We start from the raw sequence: 22076 nt of genomic DNA, 5'->3' as shown, positions 1-22076 counted from the left end.
TTATGGGCTTAGTGCCTCATAAAGTGGTATTCGATCACATTGCTGTAGGGATGACCCGGGCCCACAATGCCCTGGGGGAACAGCGGGCGGTGCGGCGTGTCGGGGTACATCTCGGCCTCGAGGGCAAAGCCGGCGCCCCAGCCGTAGTTGGCATCGTCCTTGGCGTGCTCGTCGCCTAGCCAGTTGCCGGTGTAGAGCTGCACGCCCGGGGCGGTGGTGTAGTAGTCCAGCTCACGGCCGGTCCACATCTCCTCGACGTGCAGGGCACGGCGCAGATTGCGGCCGTACTGATAGCCGCCAATGCACAGGCAGTGATCGTAGCCGCGTGCCTGCTTAATCTGCGGATGGTCGGCCTCCATGCCAGGCGCGACGGGGCGTAACTCGCGAAAATCAAACGGTGTTCCCTCGACCGGAGCAATCTCGCCAGTAGGAATGTTCTGGTCGTCGATGGGCAGGTAGTGGGCAGCGTTAGCAACAAAGAAGTGCTCGCAGTCCATGCCGGCATTATGACCGGCAAGGTTAAAGTACGTGTGGTTGGTCATGGACACGTACGTGGCGCGGTCGCTCTCGCAGCCATATTCGATACGGAAGCGGCCGGTGTGCGTCACGGTAAACACGGCCGTAAAGGTGCGGTTGCCGGGCAGGCCCAACTCGCCATCCTCAAGTGAGGTGGTCATGCGCACGGCGTTATGGGCCTCGTCGAGCTCAACGTCCCACACGCGCTTGTGCAGGCCGTGTTCAAGATCGCTGTGCAGGTTGTTGGCGCCCTCGTTGGCGGGCATATGCCAATCCGTACCGTCGATGGTGATCGTTGCACCCGCAGTGCGGTTTGCCACGGGGCCAATGGTCGCGCCAAAGCAGGCGGGGTTGTCAAAGTAATCCTCGAGCTTATCGAAGCCCAGCACCACATCGCGCACGTTGCCGGGAATGTCGGGCACATCGATACCCAGCACGGTGGCGCCATAGTCCATGATGCGAACGCAGATCTCGGGCCCGTTGAGGGTGTAACGATGAACGGGGGTACCGCACGGCGCGGTGCCGAAAAGCTCAGAAGTGATCATTTGGTTCCTAACATCGAGGTATTTCCGACAAACTGTAGCGCGAACAGGTGAGATTATCACTACACCCCACTAAAGCAGGGGGTATTTTTCTCAAAAAAGTGATGATTGGAGCCGTGCGGGCGTTCATTTTTGACGCGCGCGAGTCTGATACAATTTGTTCGTTACTGTTTGAATTGACGCGAGCGTGGAACAGTGAGGACTCATCGTGATTAAAGCGGAGCGACAGGATAAAGTTCGTCAGCTGCTCGAGGAGCAGGGCACGGTCTCGGTCAAGGAGATTTCGGATGCACTGGGCGTCTCGGATATGACGATCCGTCGTGATCTTGAGGAGCTTGCGAGCCTGGGCGAGATCGAGCGCGTGCACGGCGGCGCCCGCAGTGCGCAGGGTCGTCCCCACGCTATGTTGCGCCACGAGTACTCGCACAGCGAAAAGCGCACCAAGCATGCCGAGGAAAAGCTGCAGATTGCGCGCCGTTCTGTGGAGCTTATCGAGGAAGGCTCGACCATCTTTTTGGGCACGGGTACTACGGTGGAGCAGATGGCCTCGATACTGCCGGCGTTTCGCCTGCGCATTGTGACCAATTCGCTTTCGGTGTTTAACCTGCTCGAGGCGCGCGAAGACTGCGACCTGTGCCTCGTGGGCGGCATGTATCGTCGCCGCACCGCCGCTTTTGTGGGACCAACGGCCGAGGATACCTTGCGCGCACTGGGGATCGATGCAGCGTTTATCGGCGCCAACGGCATTTTGGACGGCGACGTGTCTACGTCTAACATGGAAGAGGGCCGCATCCAGCAGCTCGCCTTTAGCAAGGCCGACTCGCGCTATCTGATCGCCGACTCCAGCAAGATCGGCAAGCGCGACTTCTACACCTTCTGCCGCCTGGACAGCCTGGACGCCGTGGTATGTGAGCCGAGCATCTCCGCTGAGGACCGTGCCGCCATCGAGGAGCATACGCAGATCATCTGCTAGCTAGCGCTGCAGGATTGCTAGCAAGCGCTGTGTGAGGACTTTTGCACCCTGTCATTGTGGGGAATCGGCGCGTCAGCGCTATGCGATATGACGCGCAAATGGGGACTTCGCTATCAAATTGTCTCAACCTGTAACAGGTAGGGGTGAAGTCACCAACCAGATGTTACAGATCGAGATTTTGTCTACCCAGCCATCATCTTTGTCTTGATCTGTAACAGTTAGACGGTTAAAAGCGAGTTAGATGTTACAGATTGAGATATTTCTGCTCGGGCGTTCTGTTTGTCTCGATTTGTAACAGCTAGGGCCGAAATATTCGGTTAGATGTTACAAATCGGGACAAACGACCTGCTCGGGCCGAGCCAAAACAAAAGAGGCCGCATGCGAGCCCGTGGGGGATTCGCATGCGGCTGACAGGGGGTATGCGGCGGAAACTAGGCCATGAGCAGGCCGGTCTCCGCGACGTTCTTGTACCAGTACGCGCTTGCCTTGGGATAGCGGGCCTGGGTCTCAAAGTCGATGTAGAACAGACCGTAACGTTTGTTATAGCCGTTGGTCCAGGAGAACTGGTCCTGCAGCGACCACACAAAGTAACCGTCGACGTTTACGCCGCCGTCGATCGCCTTGAGGATCCATGCGAGATGCTGACGCATATAGTCGATGCGAGGGGCGTCATCGATAAAGCCGTCCTCAAAGTCGTCCTTATAGCCCATGCCGTTCTCGGTGATGTAGATCTTCTTGTAGTTGGGGTAATCGTTCTTAATGCGGAGCAGCAGGTCGTACAGGCCCTCGGGATAGATGATCCAGTCCCAATCGGTGGTGGGTACGCCTTCGCGCACGCATGCCTCGCCTACGCCCTTGAGGAACCAGCGCGAGGAGCCCTTGTCGCCGGTGCCATTGTGGTTGATGTCGTTTTCGCCCTCGGCGGCACGCAGGAACTGGCACTTGTAGGTGTTGACGCCCAGGCAATCGTTGTAGGGGAGTGCGGCGGTCAGCGCGGCGATGTCCTCGTCGCGAACGTCGAGCTCGCCGCCGGCGATATGGGCAAGCTTGGTCGCAGCCTCCATGGTGTCGGCTGCATAGTGGCCGCGGAAGGTGGCATCGAGTACCCAGCGGTTGTTGATGACGTCGGCCATGCGAGCTGCCTCGCAGTCGGCAGCGCTGTTGGGGTCGAGGGGATACTTGGGCTCTAGGTTCTGGACAATGCCGATCTCGCCCTCAAAGCCACCCTCATGGAAGGCGACGACAGCCTTGGCGTGGGCCACCATCATGTTGTGCATAAGCTGGAAGGCCTTGTCCAGGCGATACTTCTCGCCGTGCGGCCAGTTGCCGACGATAAAGCTGCCCTCGGCGGTCGCGGGAATCTCGTTAAAGGTAAACCAGTGCTTGACCTCGGTGAACTCGGCAAAGCAGAACTTGGCGTACTCGACAAAGGCGTCGATCGTCGTGCGCGTCAGGAAGCCTTCGCCGCCGTTCTGGTAAAAGGCCTCGGGCGTATCGAAGTGATCGAGCGTGACATAGGGGATAACGCCGGCCTTGTTGCAGGTGGCAAAGAGCTCGTGATAGAAGGCGACACCCTCGGGGTTAATCTCACCGGTGCCGTTGGGGAAGATACGGCTCCAAGCGATGGAGACGCGGATACCGTTGATGCCGAAGCGCTGGCACAGGTCGATATCGACCGGGTACTTGTTGTAGAAATCGCTTGCGGGATCGGGGGAGAAGCGACCCTGAGCGGCCAGGAAATCGTCCCAGGGCACTTTGCCCTTGCCGTGCGTGCGGGTCTCGCCCTCAACTTGGTAAGCGGCAGTGGCGCCGCCAAACACAAAGCCGTCGGGGAACTGCATGGGGTTGTTCATGAGGCATCCTTTCTGGGGGTACGAATAGGGAGAGGTGCCCGAACTGGGGATCCGGGCACCAACAGAGGGAGGAGCTAGTCGAGGTTCTCGCGGAGCCACTTGATGGCGCCAGCGGGGTCGCGGGTAAGGTCGATATATTCCTTGCCGCGCGGGGCGAGCAGCTTAATGCCCAGACGATCGGTGTCGGCCTTCATGTCGTTGTAGTAGCTACGAACCTGCGGGGCAAGCACGATAACGTCGTACTGATCCATGATGGCAGTGTGCTGACCATAAGCGCCGGCAGAGGAAGCGATGTTCTCTCCGGTCTGCGCGGCACCTTCCTTGATGGCGTTGGCAAGCATGGCAGAGGTGCCAGCGCCGGCGCACAGGACGAGGACTTTCAGGCCGTCGACATCCTTCTTAGCGGATGCTTCGACGACGGGCTCGGGCTGATTGGCGACAGGCTCGCTGTCGCCGGCAGCGGCGGTCGGCTCGACGGAAGCGGTAGCCTGCTCGACAGCGGGCGCGGAGGTGCTGGCGGCGATGGTGGCAGCACCATCGGACTCAAGACCCAGCTCGGCGGCGCGCTCGGCCTCCTGGTCGCAGAGCAGCTTATCGTATGCCTTCAAGAACGGCAGGTAGATGATGGCGTCCAGCAAGATGATAATCGCGACAAATACCAAGGCGATAAGCTGGAAGTTCGTGGTGATGAAAATGCCGATGGGGGCAGGGGTAGCCCAAGGCACCACGAAGGAGAAGCCGTTCATGCCCACGTTATCGATAAAGAACTTGGCAACGCTCACATTGACGCAGCCGGCGGCAACAAAGGGGATGAGCATGTAGGGGTTAAGGATCATGGGCGCGCCAAAGAGCAGCGGCTCGTTGACGGCGAAGGCAACAGGAACAATCGAGGCCTTACCGACGGCTTTGAGCTGCTTGGACTTCATAAAGAGAATCAGCAGAAGCGGCACGATGAACGTGGCGCCGGTGCCTCCGAACTCACCCACGAGCGACATGTTAAAGGTGAGGGAGTGGGCGGGGTGGCCGCCTGCCAGCAGAACCTGCAGGTTCTCGGCCTGGTTGGCAAGACGGATGGGGTCGATGCCCGGCTGGACAATCGAAGGACCGTGGACACCGATGAACCAGAAGAACGCGGTGGCTGCCTGAATAAGGATGAGTCCGGGGTAGGTCTCTGCCGCAGTGAAGAGCGGGGAGAGCAGTTTGATAAGCAGCTCGGAGAACGGAACGCCCATGAGGTTGCGCACGACGACATCGATGATGCCGCAGATGATGACGGCGCCGCCAAAGGGGATGATGTCGCGGAAGTTCTGAGCGATGGCGCCCGGGACTTCCTTGGGCAGCTTAATGGTCAGATCGCGCGAGACGCAGAATTTATAGACCCACACGGTAATGAACGCGGCGATATAGGCCGAGAACAGACCGCGCGTGCCCATGCTGGTGCAATCGAAGACCGAAAGCTCGGAGCCGTCGAACTTGGTGGTGAACTGCGTAACAGCGAGCAGCAGCATGCTGCACTGGGCGGCCACCATGGTGGAGCCGTCGTTGAGCACCTTGCCAGCGGGCATGCGACGGTTCATAGAAGCCGTAAAGTTCTTGGCAGTGGTGCCGGCAACCATGATGCCCATGACGCCCATGGTGAAGTTGTACAGCTTATTGCACCAGTCGATGAGCGGCTGGGGCAGCGTGATGCCAACTACGCCGGGAAGGGTGGCAATCAGCAGGAAGATCGAAGAGGTGAGGACGATGGGCATGCACCCAAGGAATCCGTCCTTAATGGCCTGGAGGTAGATGTTCCTCGAGATCTTCTCAAAGAACGGCTGATGCTTTTCGAGCATCTTTACGATGGCGTCCATAAAGCTCCTTTGTTACTTGATGCGCGATGCATGTGGATGGAACTGGTCGTCGATGGATGGTCAGGACTGCCCGGAAACCTTCCCGCTTAAGGAAGGCATTGCGAAATGACAACGTTGTCATTTCGTTAATGACAACGTAAGACATTTTTGGAAGAGCAACAAGGATTTACGGGTGAACGGTCGATATTGTCCGATAAACGGCTGATTTGTCAGTCGGGCAGGTAGTGTATGCTAGAACGCAAAAAACAAGCGATAGAGAACCGAGTGGAGAAGCAGTGGCAACGATGGACAAGAAAAACGTCTCGATGAACGATGTGGCGATTGCTGCGGGTGTTTCTCTCAAGACGGTGTCGCGCGTGATCAACGAGCCCGATAGCGTGCGCGAGTCGACGCGCGATAGGGTCCATGCTGCCATGGAGGCGCTTGGGTTCCGGGCGAACTTTGCCGCGCGTTCACTCAAGTTGGGCCGTTACGGGTGCATCGGCGTCGTGCTGTTCCACTTGTCGGGCGGCGCCGTGGACATGATTGACGGAATCGCCGATGCCGCCGAAGAGCGAGGCTTTGCGCTCACGATGATCAAAAAGCGGGCGGGGGAGAAGATGACCCTTGCCGAAGCGGCGCGCAGGATGTCGCAGCTTCCCGTCGACGGCATGATCTTCAACCTGCGTCAAATGGTCGATGACTTTGATACCTTTGAGGCGCCGAAAGACCTCAAGACGGTGATTATCACGCCGATGGAACATCCTACCTGCTCTACCGTTAGTGACGATCAAGAGGACGGTGCGCGCATGGCGTGCGAGTACTTCTTAAATCGCGGGCACAAGAACGTGTATTTCGTTTCTGGTAAAAAAGAGTCGCTGTCGAGTCAGTGTCGTATGAAAGGTTGGCGTGCGGCACTTGAGGCGCGTGGCATTGAGCCGCCCGAGCCTCTGCAAGGTGATTGGAATGCGGATAGTGGCTATGCCGCGGGCCTTGTGCTTGCCGATAAGCCCGATTGCACGGCGGTCCTCGCTGCTAACGACTGCATGGCAAACGGCGTGATGATGGCTCTACGTGACAAAGGGCTCAGTGTGCCCGACGACGTGTCCGTGATCGGCTTCGACGATGAGCTCTACAAGACGATTCCCAACTCGATTCTGACGTCGGTGAAGTTTCGCCACCGCGAGCTGGGCATCCGTGCGCTTAACGAGGTCGTCGCAGGCCTTGAGGCTCCGAGCTCCAGAAGCCGCACGCTTGTGTCGGGCGTGCTGATCGAGCGTTCCAGCGTGAAAAACCTGCGGGCGTAGACGTGCTCGGCTCGTTCATCTCAATCTGTAACAGTTAGGACCGAAATACTCGGCTAGATGTTACAGATCGAGATTGAGAGGATTGTCCTGTGCGTTTATCTCAATCTGTAACAACCAGACGTCCAAAACCGGTTTTAGTGTTACAGATTTAGACAATTCGGCCCCGTCTTCCCGGTTTGTCTTGATTTGTAACAGCTAGGGACCAAAAACTCGGCTAGATGTTACAGATCGAGACAAACGGCCCCCCAGCCGAACAAAAACAAAAGGCCGGGGGCGGCGCGCCGTGTGACGTGCCACCCCCGGCTGAGAAATGGGGACAGGTTATGTGAGCGGGGCAATTCCGCTGGTCGCCAGCCGCTAGTCCAGGCGACGGGTCTGCGCCACGTGCTTGTACCAGTAGGCGCTTGCCTTGGGCGTGCGCTTCTGGGTTTCATAGTCAACGTAGAAGAAGCCATAGCGCTTGTTGTAACCATTGGTCCAGGAGAACTGATCCTGCAGACTCCACAGGAAGTAGCCGCCCACGTTGACGCCCACCTCCATGGCCTTGAGCAGCCAGCGCAAGTGCTGCTCGATGTAGTCGATGCGCGGCTGGTCGTCCACAAAACCGTCCTTGTAGGGGTCCTTGTAGCCCATGCCGTTTTCTGTAATGAAGATCTGCTTGTAGTTGGGGTAGCGCTGCTTAATGTAGACGAGCAGATCGAACAGGCCCTCGGGATAGATGATCCAGTCCCAGTCGGTGGTGGGGATGCCAGGCTTGTTCACGTGCTCGCCAATACCCTTAACGCGCCAGCGGCCGGTGCCCTTCTCGCCCGTACCGTTGTGGTGCAGGTCGTTCTCGCCGTCGTAAGCCTTCAAGAAGCGGCACTGGTAGTTGTTGACGCCCAGATAGTCGTTGTAGAGCGCGGCCTCGCGCATAATCTCGAGGTCCTCGTCCAGGATCTCGATGGTGCCGCCCGAGACGGCAGCCAGACGGTTGGCGCACTCGAGGGTGTCGGGCGCGTAGTCGCCGCGGAAGGTGGCGTCGAGCAAGAACTGGTTCTGCAACACGTGCTCGTTGTTGGCGGCTTTGATGTCGGCAGGGTCGTTCTCGTTGAGTGGATACTTAAACTCCAACGACTGAATGACGCCGATCTTGCCCTTAAAACCGCCGTTGTGGAAGGCCAGTACGGCCTTGGCGTGGGCGAGCATCATGTTGTGCTCGCACTGGAAAGCCTCGGCCAGATGCGCCTTGACGCCGCCGGGGAAGGTGCCCTCGATGTAGGTGTTGGAGGCATCGGCCCAAATCTCGTTAAAGGTGAACCAGTAGGTCACCTGGTCGGCGTACTCCTTAAAGCAGAAGGTGGCAAAGTCCACAAAGGCATCGATGGTCTCGCGGTTGAGGAAGTCGCCCTTCTCAAAGAGGGCAAGCGGCGTGTCGAAGTGATGCAGCGTGACAAACGGCTCAACGTGGTGCTTGTGGCACTCGGCGAAGAGATCGTGGTAGAACTGCACGCCCTCGGGGTTGATCTCGCCGGTGCCGTTGGGGAAGATGCGGCTCCAGGCAATGGAGAGGCGAATGCCGTTGATGCCGAACTCCTCGCACAGCTCCAGATCGACGGGGTACTGGTTGTAGAAGTCCGAAGCGGGATCGGGGGAAAAGCGCCCCTGGGCCTCCAGGAAGTCGTCCCAGGCAACCTTGCCTTTACCGTGGGTGCGGGTCTCGCCCTCTACCTGGTAGGCAGCAGTGGCGCCGCCAAAGACAAAGTCCTCGGGAAACTGCGCAGGCGGGTTGGTGACGCTAGCAGGGTTAACGGACATGATGATCCAATCGTCTAAGTCGAAGGGCCAGCCGGTCTTGGATGGTCGGCTGGCCCTGTGCGTTACTTACTTCGAGAGTTGCTCGGCGACGAAGGCGAGAGACTTATCGCCGTTCTGGGAAAGCTCAATGTACTGCTTACCGCGGCAGGCGACGCACTTGTTGCCCACGCGCTCGCAGTCCTTCTGCAGGTCGGCCAGGTAGCTTGCGGCTTGCGGGGCCAGGACGACCAGATCGAAGTCGGGGAGCATGTCCACGTGGTTGCCATAGGCCTCGGCAGCGGTTTCAAGATTGATGCCGCGCTCCTTGGCGGCCTTGGCCAGCGCGTTGGCGAGCAGGCCCGAGGTACCGCCACCCTGGCAGAGCACGAGCACGCGTTTGCCGTTGAGGTCGCTGGTGGCCGTTGCCTCGGCAGCGGGTGCTGCGGAAGCGGCGGGAGCGCCGGCTTCCACGGCCTCGGCAGCAGCGCCGGCGGCAACGCTCTTGGCGTCGGCCTTGCCCTGGAAGGCATCGTTGAGCTTGGCGGCCTTCTCGGCGTTCTTGGCGGCGAGCTCCTCCTGGGAAATCTCGGCCTCCTCGGCGCACTTCTGGGCGTCATAGGCACGGAAGAACGGATAGTACAGAACGAAGTCGACGACCAGGATAAGGGCGAGCATCACAAAGGCGAGCGGCTGGAAGCCTAGGCCCATGATGGTGCCGATGGGGCCGGGGACGGTCCAAGGCAGGGTGTACATAAAGCCGTTCATGCCCAAGAAGTCGATAAAGATCTTGAGGATCCAGATGTTGGCGATCGGGGCAAAGACAAACGGGACAAAGAAGACGGGGTTGAGCACGATAGGCGCGGCGAACAGCAGCGGCTCGTTGACGGCAAAGCACACGGGGACGATGGCGGCCTTACCGACAGCGCGCATCTCCTGGGACTTGGCCAGGAAGCAGAACATAAAGACCAGGACGAGCGTGGCGCCGGTGCCGCCCATGCAGACGACGAAGTACTGGGCACCCTGGGTCAGGACAGCGGAAGCGTGCTGGCCGGCCTGGAACGCAGCCAGGTTGTCGGTCATGTTGGCAACGAGGGCGGCGGCGATGGCGGGCTCGACGATCGAGGGGCCGTGGACGCCCACGAACCAGAACAGGCTCATGGCGCCGTAAATCACAGCAAGGCCGATGTAGCCGTCGGCAGCGGTGAACAGGGGCTGGAACACCTGGATGACGCCCTGGGCAAAGCAGAAGCCAAAGGCAGCGCGGAAGACGATGTCAAAGACCCAAAAGACGGTGATGCAGACGGAGAAGGGGATGATGTCCTTAAAGGTCTGCGAGATGTTGGGCGGAACCTGCTCGGGCATCTTGACGGTGATGTTGCGCTTGATAAAGAACTTGTAGATGATGCCGGTCACAAACGCAGCGATGAAGGCGGTCAGTAGGCCCTTGGAACCAAGGTAGGTGGTGTTGAAGCCGCTGGCGGCATCCGTGGCGATGGTGTCGCTCGAAAGGAGCAAGAAGCCGATGATGGCCGCGCACATGCACGAGATAAAGTTGATCTGGTTATTCTTGGGCAGATCGCGGTTCTGGGCGTCGGCGAAATGCTTGGCCGTGGTAGCGGCGCAGGCGATGGCCAGGATGCCCATGGAGTAGTTGTAGCACTTCCACAGGGCGTTGTTGATGTCATCGGGCCAGTAGAAACCCCAGATGTTGGGGACCGAGGCTACCAGGCAGAAGATGGACGAGAAGATGATGATGGGGATGACGGAGATAAAACCGTCGCGGATCGCCTTGAGGTACTTGTTGCGGGCGATCGCGTTGAAAAAGGGCTGGCCCTTTTCGATGGTGGCGATGAGTTGCTCCATGCAAAGCTCCTAAGAGTCGGTGGGTTAGCAACGATGGTAGCTTTTGACGTTTGGTTGCCAAAATGTTGACGTTGCCATTTTGTGACACAAAATAAGACACGAACCGATGGCCCCTGTGCCTGCGGACCGTCGATTTCTTGCGCGTAAACGTTTGAGCCGCCCGGTGGCTCTGTGTTTACACAATGGCAACGTTAACATTTGGGCGATAAAAGCCGTTCGGGGAAGCAAAAATGTCGGTGAACGGTAGGTTTTGGGTGGTGAGCGTATGGTGGGGGAGGCGTTAGATATACTTGAAGACGTTTCATTTGACTGCGTAGGGTGCCACCAATGGCATCGTTGACATAGAAAGATCGACCTATGGCCGCTGTTAAAAAATCGGTTTCCGTTAAGGATGTGGCGCTCCTCGCGGGCGTCTCAGAACAGACGGTCTCGCGCACCGTCCACGATTCACCCAGCGTGCGCCCCGAGACCAAGGAGCGCGTGCGTGCCGCCATGCGCGAGCTGGGGTATCGCCCCAATTTTGCCGGTCGATCGCTGCGCCGCGGCAAGTTTAAGACCGTCGGCGTCGCAATGTTCAACATTACCGGTACCGGCAACCTCGACCGTATGGAGGGCTTTGCCGCCGCCGCCGATAAGCACGGCTATGCCATCACCCTCACTAAAGTAGATGGACATCCCTATACCCTCGAGAGCGCATCGTCGCGTATGAGCGCGCTGCCGGTAGACGGCATGGTCGTGATCATGAATCGCATGCCGGCGGACTTTGGCACCTTCGAGCCGCTGCCCGGCATGCAGACGGTGCTCGTTACGATGCTGGAGCACCCGCTCTGTTCAACGGTCGATAACGATCAGTTCGATTGTTCGCGCCAGGTTGTCGAGTACTTGCTGGGGCAGGGGCACAAGACCGTGCACTTTATCTCGTGTCCCGAACGCTCGCTTTCGGGCATGCAGCGCGAGGAGGGCTGGCGCGAGACATTGCGCGCGCATGGTATTGAGCTGCCGCGACTCATCCGTGGCGACTGGACGGCGCGGAGTGGATATGCCGCAGGCCAGGCTCTGGCGGACGATCCGACCTGTACTGCCATCTATGCCTCCAATGACGCCATGGCCTACGGCTGCATTCGCGGACTCGAGTCGCGCGGAAGGCGTGTGCCCGAGGACGTGAGCGTGGTGGGGGTTGATGATAGTCTGGGCGACATCGTGCCCGATCGTCGCCTGACCACCGTGCGCTTTGACAACAAGCGTGTCGGCATGTGGGCAGTCGACAAGATCGCCGGCGCCGAGGGAGTTGCGTCTGGCGTGGAGCACATGCTGATCCCCGGCGTGCTCGTAGAGGGCGATACGGTGCACGATTTGCGTTAGGGCGCGGTCCTGTTTGGGTTTCCGTTAATCATGTTTGATATTGTTCGAAATGGTTTGGAAACCGTTCGCGGGTTAAAAGTGACCGTTCATAGCTCGAAATTACGTTTTGTATTGTTCTTTATTGTTTGAATGTTAATGTTTCTGTCATACACAGCGCAGCGCGGATGCCCGGACGCGATGCTCTCCGTTGGTTCATATGTGAAAGGAACGCAATATGGCAACCAAAGAAGAAATCTCGATGGTTGGATTCGAGATTGTCGCATACGCAGGTGACGCCCAGACCGATCTGCTTGCAGCGCTCGATGCTGCTCGCGAGGGTGACTTTGAGAAGGCCGAACAGCTGCACAAGGATGCCAGCGATGCACTTATCGGCGCCCACGACACGCAGACCAAGCTGCTTTCGCAGGAGGCCGGCGGCGGCGAGATGGAGATGACCTTCATCATGGCTCACGCTCAGGACACCCTCATGACCACTATGATCTTGGAGAAGCAGGCCCGCTTTACCATCGATGCCTACAAGCGCATCGCCGAGCTCGAGGCCAAGCTCGCCTAACGAGCCCTCACAACCAAGCCCCTTCCAAAAGTCCTGCCCCTATCCGCGGCAGGGCTTTTTCTGTCCTCCTCCAAGTTGCGGTGAAATAGGGGCTGACGGCCCAAAATGATCCGTTCTCCTCCGTCCCCAGGGGATCGGTTGGCAGCGTCGCCACGAAACTGGACCATCTACTACGTTTAATCCGGTGCCCCCGAACACACCTGCGTTTCATGAAAAACTGCAGGCGTTCTACCTGTGGTTTTGTTTTTACGCCACGGGGCATGGTCGGGGATGGGCAGTTAAACGTAGTAGATGGGCCCATTTCATGGCGGGCAGGTCATGCAGCAGTCTGTTGCGCCTCTTGCCGTTCGGTTTTTCGCTGGGTGGGTATACTTCCATCCGCAATACAGGCCGGAATGAGGAGGTATCCAAATGCCGGACAACGGATCGATTCAAAAGAGAGACGCGAGCGAGATGGCTCATGGGCGTCCTGTCCAGATAACCGAGCAAACAACGGTGACCGAGCTGCAGCCCAGCCTATCCGATGTCGTGTGCGCAAACAAAAAACTGCAGATTGGCCTCATCGTTGCGCTCGTGGTACTGGCGCTGCTGTCGGGGTTTGTGGCTCGTCCGCATTTTGCCGATACCAAGACTTGGGACTCCACCATCGAGGTCATCGATCAAAAGAAGGGCAATGTATTGGCGCTCACGACCTCGTGCGTCGCCCTATCTGCGGGTATCACTGCGCTGCCGGGCGATACGGGAACGCCGGTTGCCGAGCAGCTCGCACAGCTTTCGGGTAATCTTGGTATCGTGCTTGCCGTGCTATACCTAGAGAAATATTTACTCACGATTTTGTGGTCGGTTGGCCTGGGCATCCTGATCCCGTTTGCGCTGGTGCTCTTTGCAGCGTCGCTTGGCATTCACGGACGCTGGAGCACGAGCACGGTCATTCGTCGCGTGGCAACGCGTGTGCTGGTGGTCGCCATAATTAGCATGGTGTTGGTGCCCGCGAGCGTATGGGTGTCGCAGAAGGTTGATGAAACGTATCGAGTGAGCATCGAGGCGGCCGAGCAAAAGGCGACTGACGCTGCGAGTGCGGCAGATAGCGATAGCTCCAAAGCAAACAAGAAAAAGACTGAGTCCGCAGAGTCCAAGAACGTGCTTGAACAGCTTGCCGACGGTGCCTCGGGTCTCGTCACGACGGTGACCAGCGGCGCCAAGCAGATGACCGATGAGATTGTGCAGCAGGTGACCGATCTGATCGAAGGTGTCATAGTGATGATAGTGACCTCGTGCGTTATCCCATTGCTGGTGCTCGCGGCGTTTTTGTGGCTGGGGTACACACTGCTGGGGATTGATATTTCCGGGCCGACGAATTATTTGACGGGCCGCTTTCTGGGCACTCCGTCCAAGCATGCCAAGAAGGGCGGGCAGTCCTAGTAGCTAAAACAGCTGTATATACCGTGGAATACCGCCGAAGGGCGGCCGAGACACGTTCTCGGCCGCCCTTTTGTTTATTGAACACATGGTCGCTACGCCCGCGCCCGGTCCAAACGGTCAGCAATCATCCGTGAACGGTATTTGTTCAAAAAAGAACAAAGATAAACAAAAAGTTGTTGCAGTTACTGTTCGAATGTGTTCAAATAAACATGAACAGTGAAGAATCGCACATTCAGATGCCCGGACCTGAACGAGATTCAACACTTCCAAACAGAAACAACGCACCTGCGTATCTCTCAAGGAGGATGTCATGAGGGTTGTAATCGCTTCCGATGCCGACGGCATGTCGATGAAGGAGTCCATCAAGGAGATGCTCATCGCCGATGGTCACGAGGTCGTCGACTATTCCGAGACCCCTGCCGCGGACTTTGTCGATTCCGCTACCGCCGTTGCCAAGGACCTGCTGGAGCACAAGGATTCCCAGGGCTTCGCATTCGATAAGTACGGTGTCGGCTCCTATATGGCCGCCGTCAAGATCAAGGGCATGGTCGTCGCTAACATTTCCGACGAGCGTTCCGCCTACATGACCCGCGAGCACAACGGCTCGCGCATGGTCACCATGGGCCCGGGCGTTGTGGGCACCGAGGTCGCCAAGAAGATCGCCCGCGAGTTCCTGCGTGCACAGTACGCCGGCGGTCGTCACCAGATCCGTGTCGACATGCTCAACAAGATGGCCTAACGAGAGCCACCGAGAACTCGAACTTCTATCTCAACTTGTGAATTCAGACGAAAGGACGTTCTGATGAAGAAGACCATCGCAATCGGTTGCGACCATATCGTTACGGACGAGAAGATCTATCTGGCCGACCGCCTGGAGCAGGCTGGCTACCAGGTGCTCGACTGCGGCACCTACAGCCACACCCGTACGCACTATCCCATCTACGGTAAGGCCGTGGGCGAGGCTGTTGCCAGCGGCAAGGCCGACTTTGGCGTGGCCCTGTGCGGCACCGGCATCGGCATCACCAACGCCGTCAACAAGGTTCCCGGCGCCCGCTGCGCCCTGGTTCGCGACATGACCTCTGCCCTGTATGCCCGTCGTGAGCTCAACGCCAACATCGTGGGCTTTGGTGGCAAGATCACCGGCGAGTTTCTGATGGCCGACATCATGCTTGCCTTCCTGGAGGAGCCTTACGAGAAGACCCCCGAGCACGATGCCCTGATCGCCAAGATCGATGCTTGCAATAAGGCCGACGCCGAGGCTCAGACTGACCCGCACTTCTTTGACGAGTTCCTGGAGAAGTGGGACCGCGGCGAATACCACGACTAGTGGGGTTACGCGGTTTTGCCAAACCGCGTAACGGGTCGACGCTGCGCGACGCCCAGGCACCCCATCTCGCCACTCAAACCGTCGCTCGCGTACATGAAGTACGCGTCGCTCCTCTTTCGCGGCGACCTGGGGCACCTGATCGCCGCTCGCTGACGTTGGGGGCACCTGTGGGGTTACCGCTGTTGTTGCGAAGCTTTCTGGTTCAGTAAGCTGCTCCGATAACACGTTTGCTTGCTTGGCTTGAGTGCTTCGCTCTTGGCGGTACCCGGCATTCTGCAGCTTTTCAATTGACGGCTCGCGTTTCTGTGAGGGGGCGCGGGCCGGTTTTCTATCAGCCCTATTGACTTGGTGGGCTGTCGTAAGAAAGGGAAGGCTCCTATGGAGTTTGGTCTTGATAACGGTTCTATCCGCGTGGCACTGAGCACGGCGGGCGGGTCGTTCACTTCTATTGCGGCCAACGGCCGTGAGTACCTGTGGCAGGGTGATCCGGCAGTCTGGTCGGGCCAGGCCCCCATTTGCTTCCCGATCTGCGGTGGCCTTCGTGACGGCCACGCAATGACCATGGGCGGCCGCGAGGTAAAGCTCGCCCGCCACGGCTTTGCGCGCAAGCAGGAGTGGAAGCTCGAGGAACAGAGCGACAACATGGTTGCGCTGAGCTTAAGCTCTGCCGACCATGCCGAGTTGCTCGAGCAGTACCCGTATCCGTTTAAGATCGTTGCTCGTTACACGATCGATTCGGAAAAGGTTGCCGTGTCGTACGAGGTGACCAATGAGGGCACCGAGGACATGCCGTTCTTTGTGGGCGGTCACCCCGGCTTTAAGTGCCCGCTCGACGAGGGCGAGTCCTATGACGACTACGAGCTTCGTTTTGAGCAGCGTGAGGCCACCGACCTCTGCACTGCCGTTCCCTCGACGGGCCTGATTGATGTTGAGCATCGCAGCAAGAACCCGATGGTTGGCCATGACCTGCCGCTGACCCACGAACTCTTTGACTTCGCGGAGACCATCTTTGACGTGCTCGAGAGCCGCGTGGTTACGCTGACCAAGAAGACCGAGGACAAGGGCGTGCGCCTGACGTTCCCCGATATGCCGTACCTGATTGTGTGGAGCAAGCCCGAGGGTGACTTTGTGGCCGTGGAACCGTGGGGCGGCCTGTCCACCTGCTCCGACGAGGACGATATTCTGGAGCACAAGCGCGGCTGCCTGGTGGCCAAGCCGGGGGAGACCGTCACCCGCGGCTTTGAGATCGAGATCCTTTAACGAGCTATCGTATGTTTGGGGTCGCGCGTGTCGTGCCCCGGAAACAGGAGTTCAATATGATTCTGACTGTTACCATGAACCCGTCGATTGATACGCGCTATCAGCTCGACAAGCTGATCATCGACGACGTGAACCGTGTGACGCCCGAAAAGACCGCTGGCGGCAAGGGCCTCAACGTGAGCCGTGTGCTGCTGCAGTTGGGCGACGATGTGCTCGCGACTGGCCTGCTTGGCGGTCACATGGGTGCCTATATGGCCGAGCTCATGGATGCCGACGGCGTCAAGAACGACTTTGTGCCCATTGCCGGCGAGACGCGCATTTGCCTGAATATTCTGCACGAGGGCAATCAGACCGAGCTTTTGGAGAGCGGCCCGCAGATCGCCCCGGCCGAGCTCGAGGCCTTTACGGCCAAGTTCGCCGAGCTTGCAGCGGAGGCGGACGTTGTGACGCTTTCGGGCTCGCTGCCGCGTGGCATCGATGCCGGCTACTATGCCGAGCTCGTCAAGATCGCTGAGGAGGAGGGCGCCAAGGTGCTACTCGACACCTCGGGTGCATCGCTGGAGGCCGCGCTGGAGTCCGACGCTAAGCCCGAGCTCGTAAAGCCCAACCTGACCGAGATTAACGGCCTGCTGGGTACGTCCTTTACGACTGATGATGTCGATGCCCTGCGCGAGGCGCTTGCCGCCGATGACCGTTTTGCCGGTATCCCCTGGGTCGTCGTTTCGATGGGCGCTGCCGGCTCGGTGGGCTTCCATGAGGGCCGCGCGTTCCGCGCCAAGACGCCCGCGATTGCGGCTGTGAACGCGACGGGTTCCGGTGACTCGACCATCGCCGGTTTTGCGCATGCCATTGCTGCTGGTGCCGACGACGTCACGGTGCTCAAGACCGCCAATACCTGCGGCAAGCTCAACGCCATGGATCCCAAGACCGGCCATCTGGTCATGGACCGCTGGGACGAGGTCTACAACAGCGTAGAGGTAACCGAACTTTAGAGTTACGGCGTACCGAACAAAACGAGAGTGGATAATCTCCCATTTTGGGCTCGCAAGCGGGCTTAGAGTGGGAGATTTTCCACTCTCATGAGAGGCAGCTAATTTGGGACGGGGCTATTTTGACTACTTCTAGATGCAAAGTAGTCAAAATAGCCCCGTCCCAAGTTAGCTGCCCTTGCACCAAAAACGGCGCCCGCCGGCGATGTTGCCGGCGGGCGCCGTTGTCTTGAAGACGAAATGATCCGTTTTCCTCCGTCCCCAAGGGATCATTACAGCGAGTCAATGAAGCGCTGCTGGGCGGCGCGACCGGCTTCGTCCCATTTAAAGACGCCGGCGTTGTCGAGCACGTGGCCAAACACCATGCCGACCTCCTCATGCAGGATGTCGATGGCGCTATCCGCCGTAAGCTCGTCGGCGCGGCGGGCAAAGACGTCCTTGGCCCATGCGGCGTGGCTGCGGCAAAGGTCGTCGCCCTCGAGCGCGCCGGCAAGGTCGTAACTGACATCGGCCTTGGCTGCCAGCAAGTGCTCGCGGACAGCGCCGAGCTCGGGAACCAAGCGCGGCGGCAAAATGGCCAGGCCCATGACCTCGATCAAGCCGATGTTCTCTTTCTTGATGTGGTGGTACTCGGCATGCGGGTGAAATACGCCCAGCGGATGCTCGTCGGTTGTGATGTTGCAGCGAAGCGCCAGGTAGGCCTCGTAGATCTCGCCGCCGGCATTGCCGCGAGAGTCGACGCGGCGGATGACGGGCGTCACAGTGTTATGCGCCACGCCGTCGGCTGTGTGCGCGATGACGCCCACAGACTCATCGGTCCACTCGCGCCAGGCGAGGATAATCTTCTCGGCGGCGTCGAGCAGCTGGGTGCGGTCGTGCGAGCGCAGTCTCAGCACTGAAAGCGGCCACTGCAACACGGTGCCGCTGACCTGGTCAAAGCCGGGCACGTTAAACTGCGAGACCTCGGCGGCATGCATCATGGGGAACTCGTGCGCGCCGCCCTGGAAGTGATCGTGCGACAGAATCGAGCCGCCCACGATGGGCAGGTCGGCGTTGGAGCCAATAAAGTAGTGCGGGAACAGGTCCACAAAATCGAGCAGGCAGGTCAGTCCCTTACGGTCGACGTGCATCGGGCGATGCTCGGCGCTCATAGCAATGCAGTGCTCGTTAAAGTACGCGTACGGGCTGTACTGGAAGCCCCAGCGCTCGCCGTCGAGCTGGATGGGGATAACGCGCAGGTTCTGGCGAGCGGGATGGGCGCCGCCGTCGGCTGCGGCGGAGCGTCCAGGGTAGCCCTCGTTCTCGATGCACAGTTGACAGGCGGGATACTTCTCGCCCGTGTTCTTTGCGGCGCCGGCCGCGGCAATGTCGCGCGGGTCCTTCTCGGGCTTCGACAGGTTGATGGTGATTTCCAGGTCGCCCCAGTTGGTGGGGGTACTCCATTTGATATTGCGCGCGATGGCGGCGCGGCGTACGTAACCGGCGTCACAGCACAGACCATAGAACCAGTCGGTCGCGGCGCGGGGCTCGTTGACGCCCATGCGTCCGTTGAACTCCTCGTTTACAACCGAAGGCCTCGGCATGAGCGCGCCCATGATGCGCATGGCGATGCGGTCGCGGCCCGACGCCGTGTCCTCGGCAGCGCCGTTGGCAACGGCGTCCTCGGAAAGCGCGGCAAGCGTGCCCTCCAGGTCAAAATTGGGGAGCGTATCGGGGTGCAAGAGCGAGAGCTTCTCGTTCTGCATCGCCCAAGCCATGTCGAGCGCAGGACCCGTGGCGCCGATGCACTCCAGAATGGTGTTGTAGGCCCAGATGCGGTCATCCTGTCCGATCATGGATCGATGGATGGCATACTCAATCAGGCCCTGCGCGGCCTCGCGCACATCAGTCATTACAGCCATGCCGCGTAAGCCCCCTTGTCAGAAATTGCGTAGTGGCGGGCAGAGCCCTCGCCCAGCCAGCCGTTCATCTTGGTGATGAAGGTGTCGACCAGGTCGAGCGGCACGAAGGCCTGGATGGTGCCACCAAAGCCGCCACCGTGGATGCGGACGGCGCCGCGGCCGTCGAGCACATGCTCGGCCAGCGCCAAGGCATACATGGAAGGTTGCTCGGAGCCCAGTTTGGCGATGACATTCTGCAGGTACATGGCGGAGCTGGCACCGGACTCGCGCGTCAGGACCAGGAACTGGTCGATGTCGCCGGCGCTAAGGGCTGCCCAGCGCTTATCGACCAGGCCGTTCTCGTACCAGTAGTGAACGGCGCGCAGGCAGGCGCGGTCGCCCAGCTTGGCGCGTAGCTCAGGGAGCTTGGCGTCAAAATCCGCCACGTTTACCTCGCACAGGCGTGTCTTGCCAAACTCGGCGGCGATGTCCTGCATCTCGCGCGGAACGGCGGCGTAGTCGTCGGTAGCTGCCACATGGTCGGCGCCAACCTTAACGAGCGCGAGCGCATAGCCGTGATCCTCAAAGTTGAATTCGAGCTTCTGGGTTTTAGGCTGAGCCTGGTCCTCAAAGTCCATGTAGGCGAGGCCGCCCAAGCAAACGGCGGCCTGGTCCATAAGACCGCAGGGCTTGCCGTAATAGTTGTTCTCGGTGCGCTGGCTCATCTGGGCGAGCGCGACGGGCTCAATGGCGGGTGCGCCCCAGAGCGTCTCCATGGCACGACCGTACGCCGCCTCGACAGCAGCGGAGCTCGAAAGGCCGCCGCCCGAGGGGACGGAGCAGGTGAAGGCGAAGTCGAAGCCCTGGGGCTCAACGCCCAGAGCAGCGATTTCGTGGGCCATACCGCGGACGAGGCTCGCGGACGTGCCCTTCTCGGACTCCTGAACATCTAGCGTATCGAGCGTGATCTCAAAGGTAGGATAGCCCTCGTCGGCGACGCGGATCTTGTTGGAGTCGGTTGCCACGGCGATACCGTCAACGGCGACATCGAGCGAGCCGGCGATAACATGGCCGCCCTCGTGGTCGGTGTGATTGCCGCTGATCTCAGAACGCCCGGGCGCGTGCACGTAGAGCACCTGGCGGTCGCCGATGGGTCCAAACTCCTCCTCAAACAGCTTGGTGAGCATGGTGAGTGTCTTTTCGTCGGGGGTGGTCATGGGAGTCCTTTCCTTGGCGCGCACGGGTGAGTTTTGCGTCGCTATGAGTACGTTAACAACTTGAAGCGGCATGAACCAAGTGTTCACGATGCCGCACGTTACGGGCTATGTTAACGTACTCATAACAGATCGCTTGTCACTTTTTGAGAATCCGGTAGTCGGTAGAATTACAGCCGTGAACGGTACCGCCGTATGGACTTATAAAGCAGAAGAGATACAGATAGAAAAAGTAGAGTACGTTAACATGCGTTCGACGATAGCGGGCCTCGGCGCGGGGTGTATTTCTGCCCGGGCCGGCATGCACGCTATTCAGATCTCGCAAGGGTGAAGGTGATTCTGTGGCAAGGCACTCGTCCAACGATACAGGTACGCGTCCGGTCTCCATGGCCGACGTCGCCCGCGCTGCCGGTGTTTCGCAGCAGACGGTTTCGCGCGTCGCCAACGGCTTGCCCAACGTTAACGAGCAGACGCGCCAGCGCGTGCAGGCCGCTATGCAAGAGCTCGGTTTTCGTCCGAGTTATGCCGGCCGCTCGCTGCGCGACGGCCGTTACCATTCGGTCGGTCTGTGCGTCAACGATATCACCAAATTTGGCAACCTCTCAATGATCGACGGCATCGCCAGCGCTGCTCGCGAGCATAATTGCGCCATCACGCTGGTCGAGATGTCCAAGACCGAGGAGTTTTCGCTTGCCGAGGCCACGCGTCGTATGGCTGCGCTGCCGGTGGACGGCATCATCATCGGCATGAGCCGCATGGCGCCCGATTTTGAGACGTTTGATCCGCTGCCGGGCATTGGCACGGTTATTGTTACCATGTACGCGCACCCGCGGGTGACCACGGTCGATTCCGACCATTACGGCTGCTCGCTCTTGCTTATGGATCATCTGTTTGAGCTGGGGCACGAGCAAATTCGCTATATTGGCGGCCCGTCGTTCTCGGTCGACGAGCAATTTCGTCGCGCCGGCTGGCAGGATGCGCTCGAGCATAAGCACATTAAGCCGCAGGCGCCGCTCGAGGGCGACTGGTCTGCCAACAGCGGCTACGAGGCCGGCAGGTACCTGGCCGAGCACGATCGCACCATGACGGCGATTTATGCGGCAAACGATCAGATGGCAAATGGCGCGATTGCCGCGCTGCGTGATAGCGGCCTGCGCGTGCCCGAGGACGTAAGCGTGGTGGGCGTCGACGATTCGCTCGACGACTTTGTCGCGCATAACGAGCTCACGACCGTTCGGTTCGATTTACATCAGCGTGGACGCGAGGTGTTTGAGCACGCGGTTCCCGAGGCGGGTACGGCGGGCAAAACCGTTGCTATCCGTATTCCCGGCCAGCTCATTATTCGACATAGCACGGCGATGCCACGCTCATAGTTTGCGCAGGTAAACGGCGATTTATCGTATTTTA

17 protein-coding genes are annotated in these 22076 nt (G+C 59.3%); 10 read left to right on the top strand and 7 right to left on the bottom strand.

The features are described 5' to 3' along the window. Positions 1-8: 8 nt before the first annotated feature. The gene (locus ACTQ1E_RS02955; RefSeq protein WP_427795498.1) at positions 9-1061 is read right to left on the bottom strand and encodes an aldose epimerase family protein; all 1053 of its coding nucleotides are present in this window, start codon (positions 1059-1061) and stop codon (positions 9-11) included. 205 nt (positions 1062-1266) lie between these two features. On the opposite strand from ACTQ1E_RS02955, the gene ACTQ1E_RS02950 reads away from it, so the two are divergent. Next, positions 1267-2031 (top strand): DeoR/GlpR family DNA-binding transcription regulator, encoded by a 765-nt coding sequence (locus tag ACTQ1E_RS02950; RefSeq protein WP_441564657.1) that lies wholly within the window; start codon positions 1267-1269, stop codon positions 2029-2031. A 431-nt stretch (positions 2032-2462) separates the two neighbouring features. On the opposite strand, the gene lacG (ACTQ1E_RS02945) is transcribed toward ACTQ1E_RS02950, so the two are convergent. Beyond that, a complete protein-coding gene (gene lacG / locus ACTQ1E_RS02945; RefSeq protein WP_427793981.1) occupies positions 2463-3884 on the bottom strand; it encodes a 6-phospho-beta-galactosidase in 1422 nt (473 codons plus the stop codon). Between the two features lie 74 nt (positions 3885-3958). Then, positions 3959-5737: a PTS lactose transporter subunit IIBC gene (locus tag ACTQ1E_RS02940; RefSeq protein ID WP_441564655.1), complete on the bottom strand. Its 1779-nt coding sequence runs from the start codon at positions 5735-5737 to the stop codon at positions 3959-3961. Between the two features lie 284 nt (positions 5738-6021). On the opposite strand from ACTQ1E_RS02940, the gene ACTQ1E_RS02935 reads away from it, so the two are divergent. Next, positions 6022-7023, top strand: a complete 1002-nt coding sequence (locus ACTQ1E_RS02935; protein WP_441564720.1) for a LacI family DNA-binding transcriptional regulator — start codon at positions 6022-6024, stop codon at positions 7021-7023. Positions 7024-7380: 357 nt separating this feature from the next. On the opposite strand, the gene lacG (ACTQ1E_RS02930) is transcribed toward ACTQ1E_RS02935, so the two are convergent. Further along, positions 7381-8820, bottom strand: coding sequence for a 6-phospho-beta-galactosidase (gene lacG / locus ACTQ1E_RS02930; protein WP_441564653.1), 1440 nt, complete (start codon positions 8818-8820; stop codon positions 7381-7383). Positions 8821-8886: 66 nt separating this feature from the next. After that, on the bottom strand, positions 8887-10662 hold the full coding sequence (locus tag ACTQ1E_RS02925) for a lactose/cellobiose PTS transporter subunit IIB (protein ID WP_441564651.1): 1776 nt from the start codon (positions 10660-10662) through the stop codon (positions 8887-8889). A gap of 357 nt (positions 10663-11019) precedes the next feature. Between ACTQ1E_RS02925 and ACTQ1E_RS02920 the strand changes: the two genes are divergently transcribed. The 7 genes from ACTQ1E_RS02920 (at position 11020) to ACTQ1E_RS02890 (ending at position 17578) form a co-directional block, all read left to right on the top strand. Continuing rightward, the gene (locus ACTQ1E_RS02920) at positions 11020-12024 is read left to right on the top strand and encodes a LacI family DNA-binding transcriptional regulator (RefSeq protein ID WP_427718989.1); all 1005 of its coding nucleotides are present in this window, start codon (positions 11020-11022) and stop codon (positions 12022-12024) included. Between the two features lie 214 nt (positions 12025-12238). After that, positions 12239-12577, top strand: a complete 339-nt coding sequence (locus ACTQ1E_RS02915) for a PTS lactose/cellobiose transporter subunit IIA (protein ID WP_055252615.1) — start codon at positions 12239-12241, stop codon at positions 12575-12577. A 411-nt stretch (positions 12578-12988) separates the two neighbouring features. Further along, positions 12989-13999, top strand: coding sequence for a hypothetical protein (locus ACTQ1E_RS02910; protein WP_441564649.1), 1011 nt, complete (start codon positions 12989-12991; stop codon positions 13997-13999). A 310-nt stretch (positions 14000-14309) separates the two neighbouring features. After that, positions 14310-14738: a galactose-6-phosphate isomerase subunit LacA gene (gene lacA, locus ACTQ1E_RS02905; RefSeq protein ID WP_006234830.1), complete on the top strand. Its 429-nt coding sequence runs from the start codon at positions 14310-14312 to the stop codon at positions 14736-14738. A gap of 63 nt (positions 14739-14801) precedes the next feature. After that, a complete protein-coding gene (gene lacB, locus ACTQ1E_RS02900) occupies positions 14802-15326 on the top strand; it encodes a galactose-6-phosphate isomerase subunit LacB (protein ID WP_427747999.1) in 525 nt (174 codons plus the stop codon). A 378-nt stretch (positions 15327-15704) separates the two neighbouring features. Then, the gene (locus ACTQ1E_RS02895) at positions 15705-16586 is read left to right on the top strand and encodes an aldose 1-epimerase family protein (RefSeq protein WP_441564647.1); all 882 of its coding nucleotides are present in this window, start codon (positions 15705-15707) and stop codon (positions 16584-16586) included. Positions 16587-16642: 56 nt separating this feature from the next. After that, positions 16643-17578, top strand: a complete 936-nt coding sequence (locus ACTQ1E_RS02890) for a hexose kinase (protein WP_441564645.1) — start codon at positions 16643-16645, stop codon at positions 17576-17578. 269 nt (positions 17579-17847) lie between these two features. On the opposite strand, the gene ACTQ1E_RS02885 is transcribed toward ACTQ1E_RS02890, so the two are convergent. Both ACTQ1E_RS02885 and ACTQ1E_RS02880 read right to left on the bottom strand, forming a co-directional pair. Next, a complete protein-coding gene (locus tag ACTQ1E_RS02885; RefSeq protein WP_441564643.1) occupies positions 17848-19476 on the bottom strand; it encodes a UDP-glucose--hexose-1-phosphate uridylyltransferase in 1629 nt (542 codons plus the stop codon). After that, entirely contained in the window at positions 19467-20672 is a 1206-nt protein-coding gene (locus ACTQ1E_RS02880) for a galactokinase (RefSeq protein ID WP_441564641.1), read from the bottom strand. Before ACTQ1E_RS02880 ends, ACTQ1E_RS02885 begins: the two co-directional genes overlap by 10 nt. 383 nt (positions 20673-21055) lie before the next feature. On the opposite strand from ACTQ1E_RS02880, the gene ACTQ1E_RS02875 reads away from it, so the two are divergent. Further along, entirely contained in the window at positions 21056-22042 is a 987-nt protein-coding gene (locus ACTQ1E_RS02875) for a LacI family DNA-binding transcriptional regulator (RefSeq protein WP_154515200.1), read from the top strand. The last annotated feature ends 34 nt before the right edge of the window (positions 22043-22076 follow it).

The sequence above is a fragment of the Collinsella sp. LCP21S3_C7 genome (assembly GCF_052118485.1).
GTDB lineage: Bacteria > Actinomycetota > Coriobacteriia > Coriobacteriales > Coriobacteriaceae > Collinsella.
The sequence above is the reverse complement of the archived record's forward strand: the minus strand, read 5'-3'. Positions and strand labels throughout refer to the sequence as shown.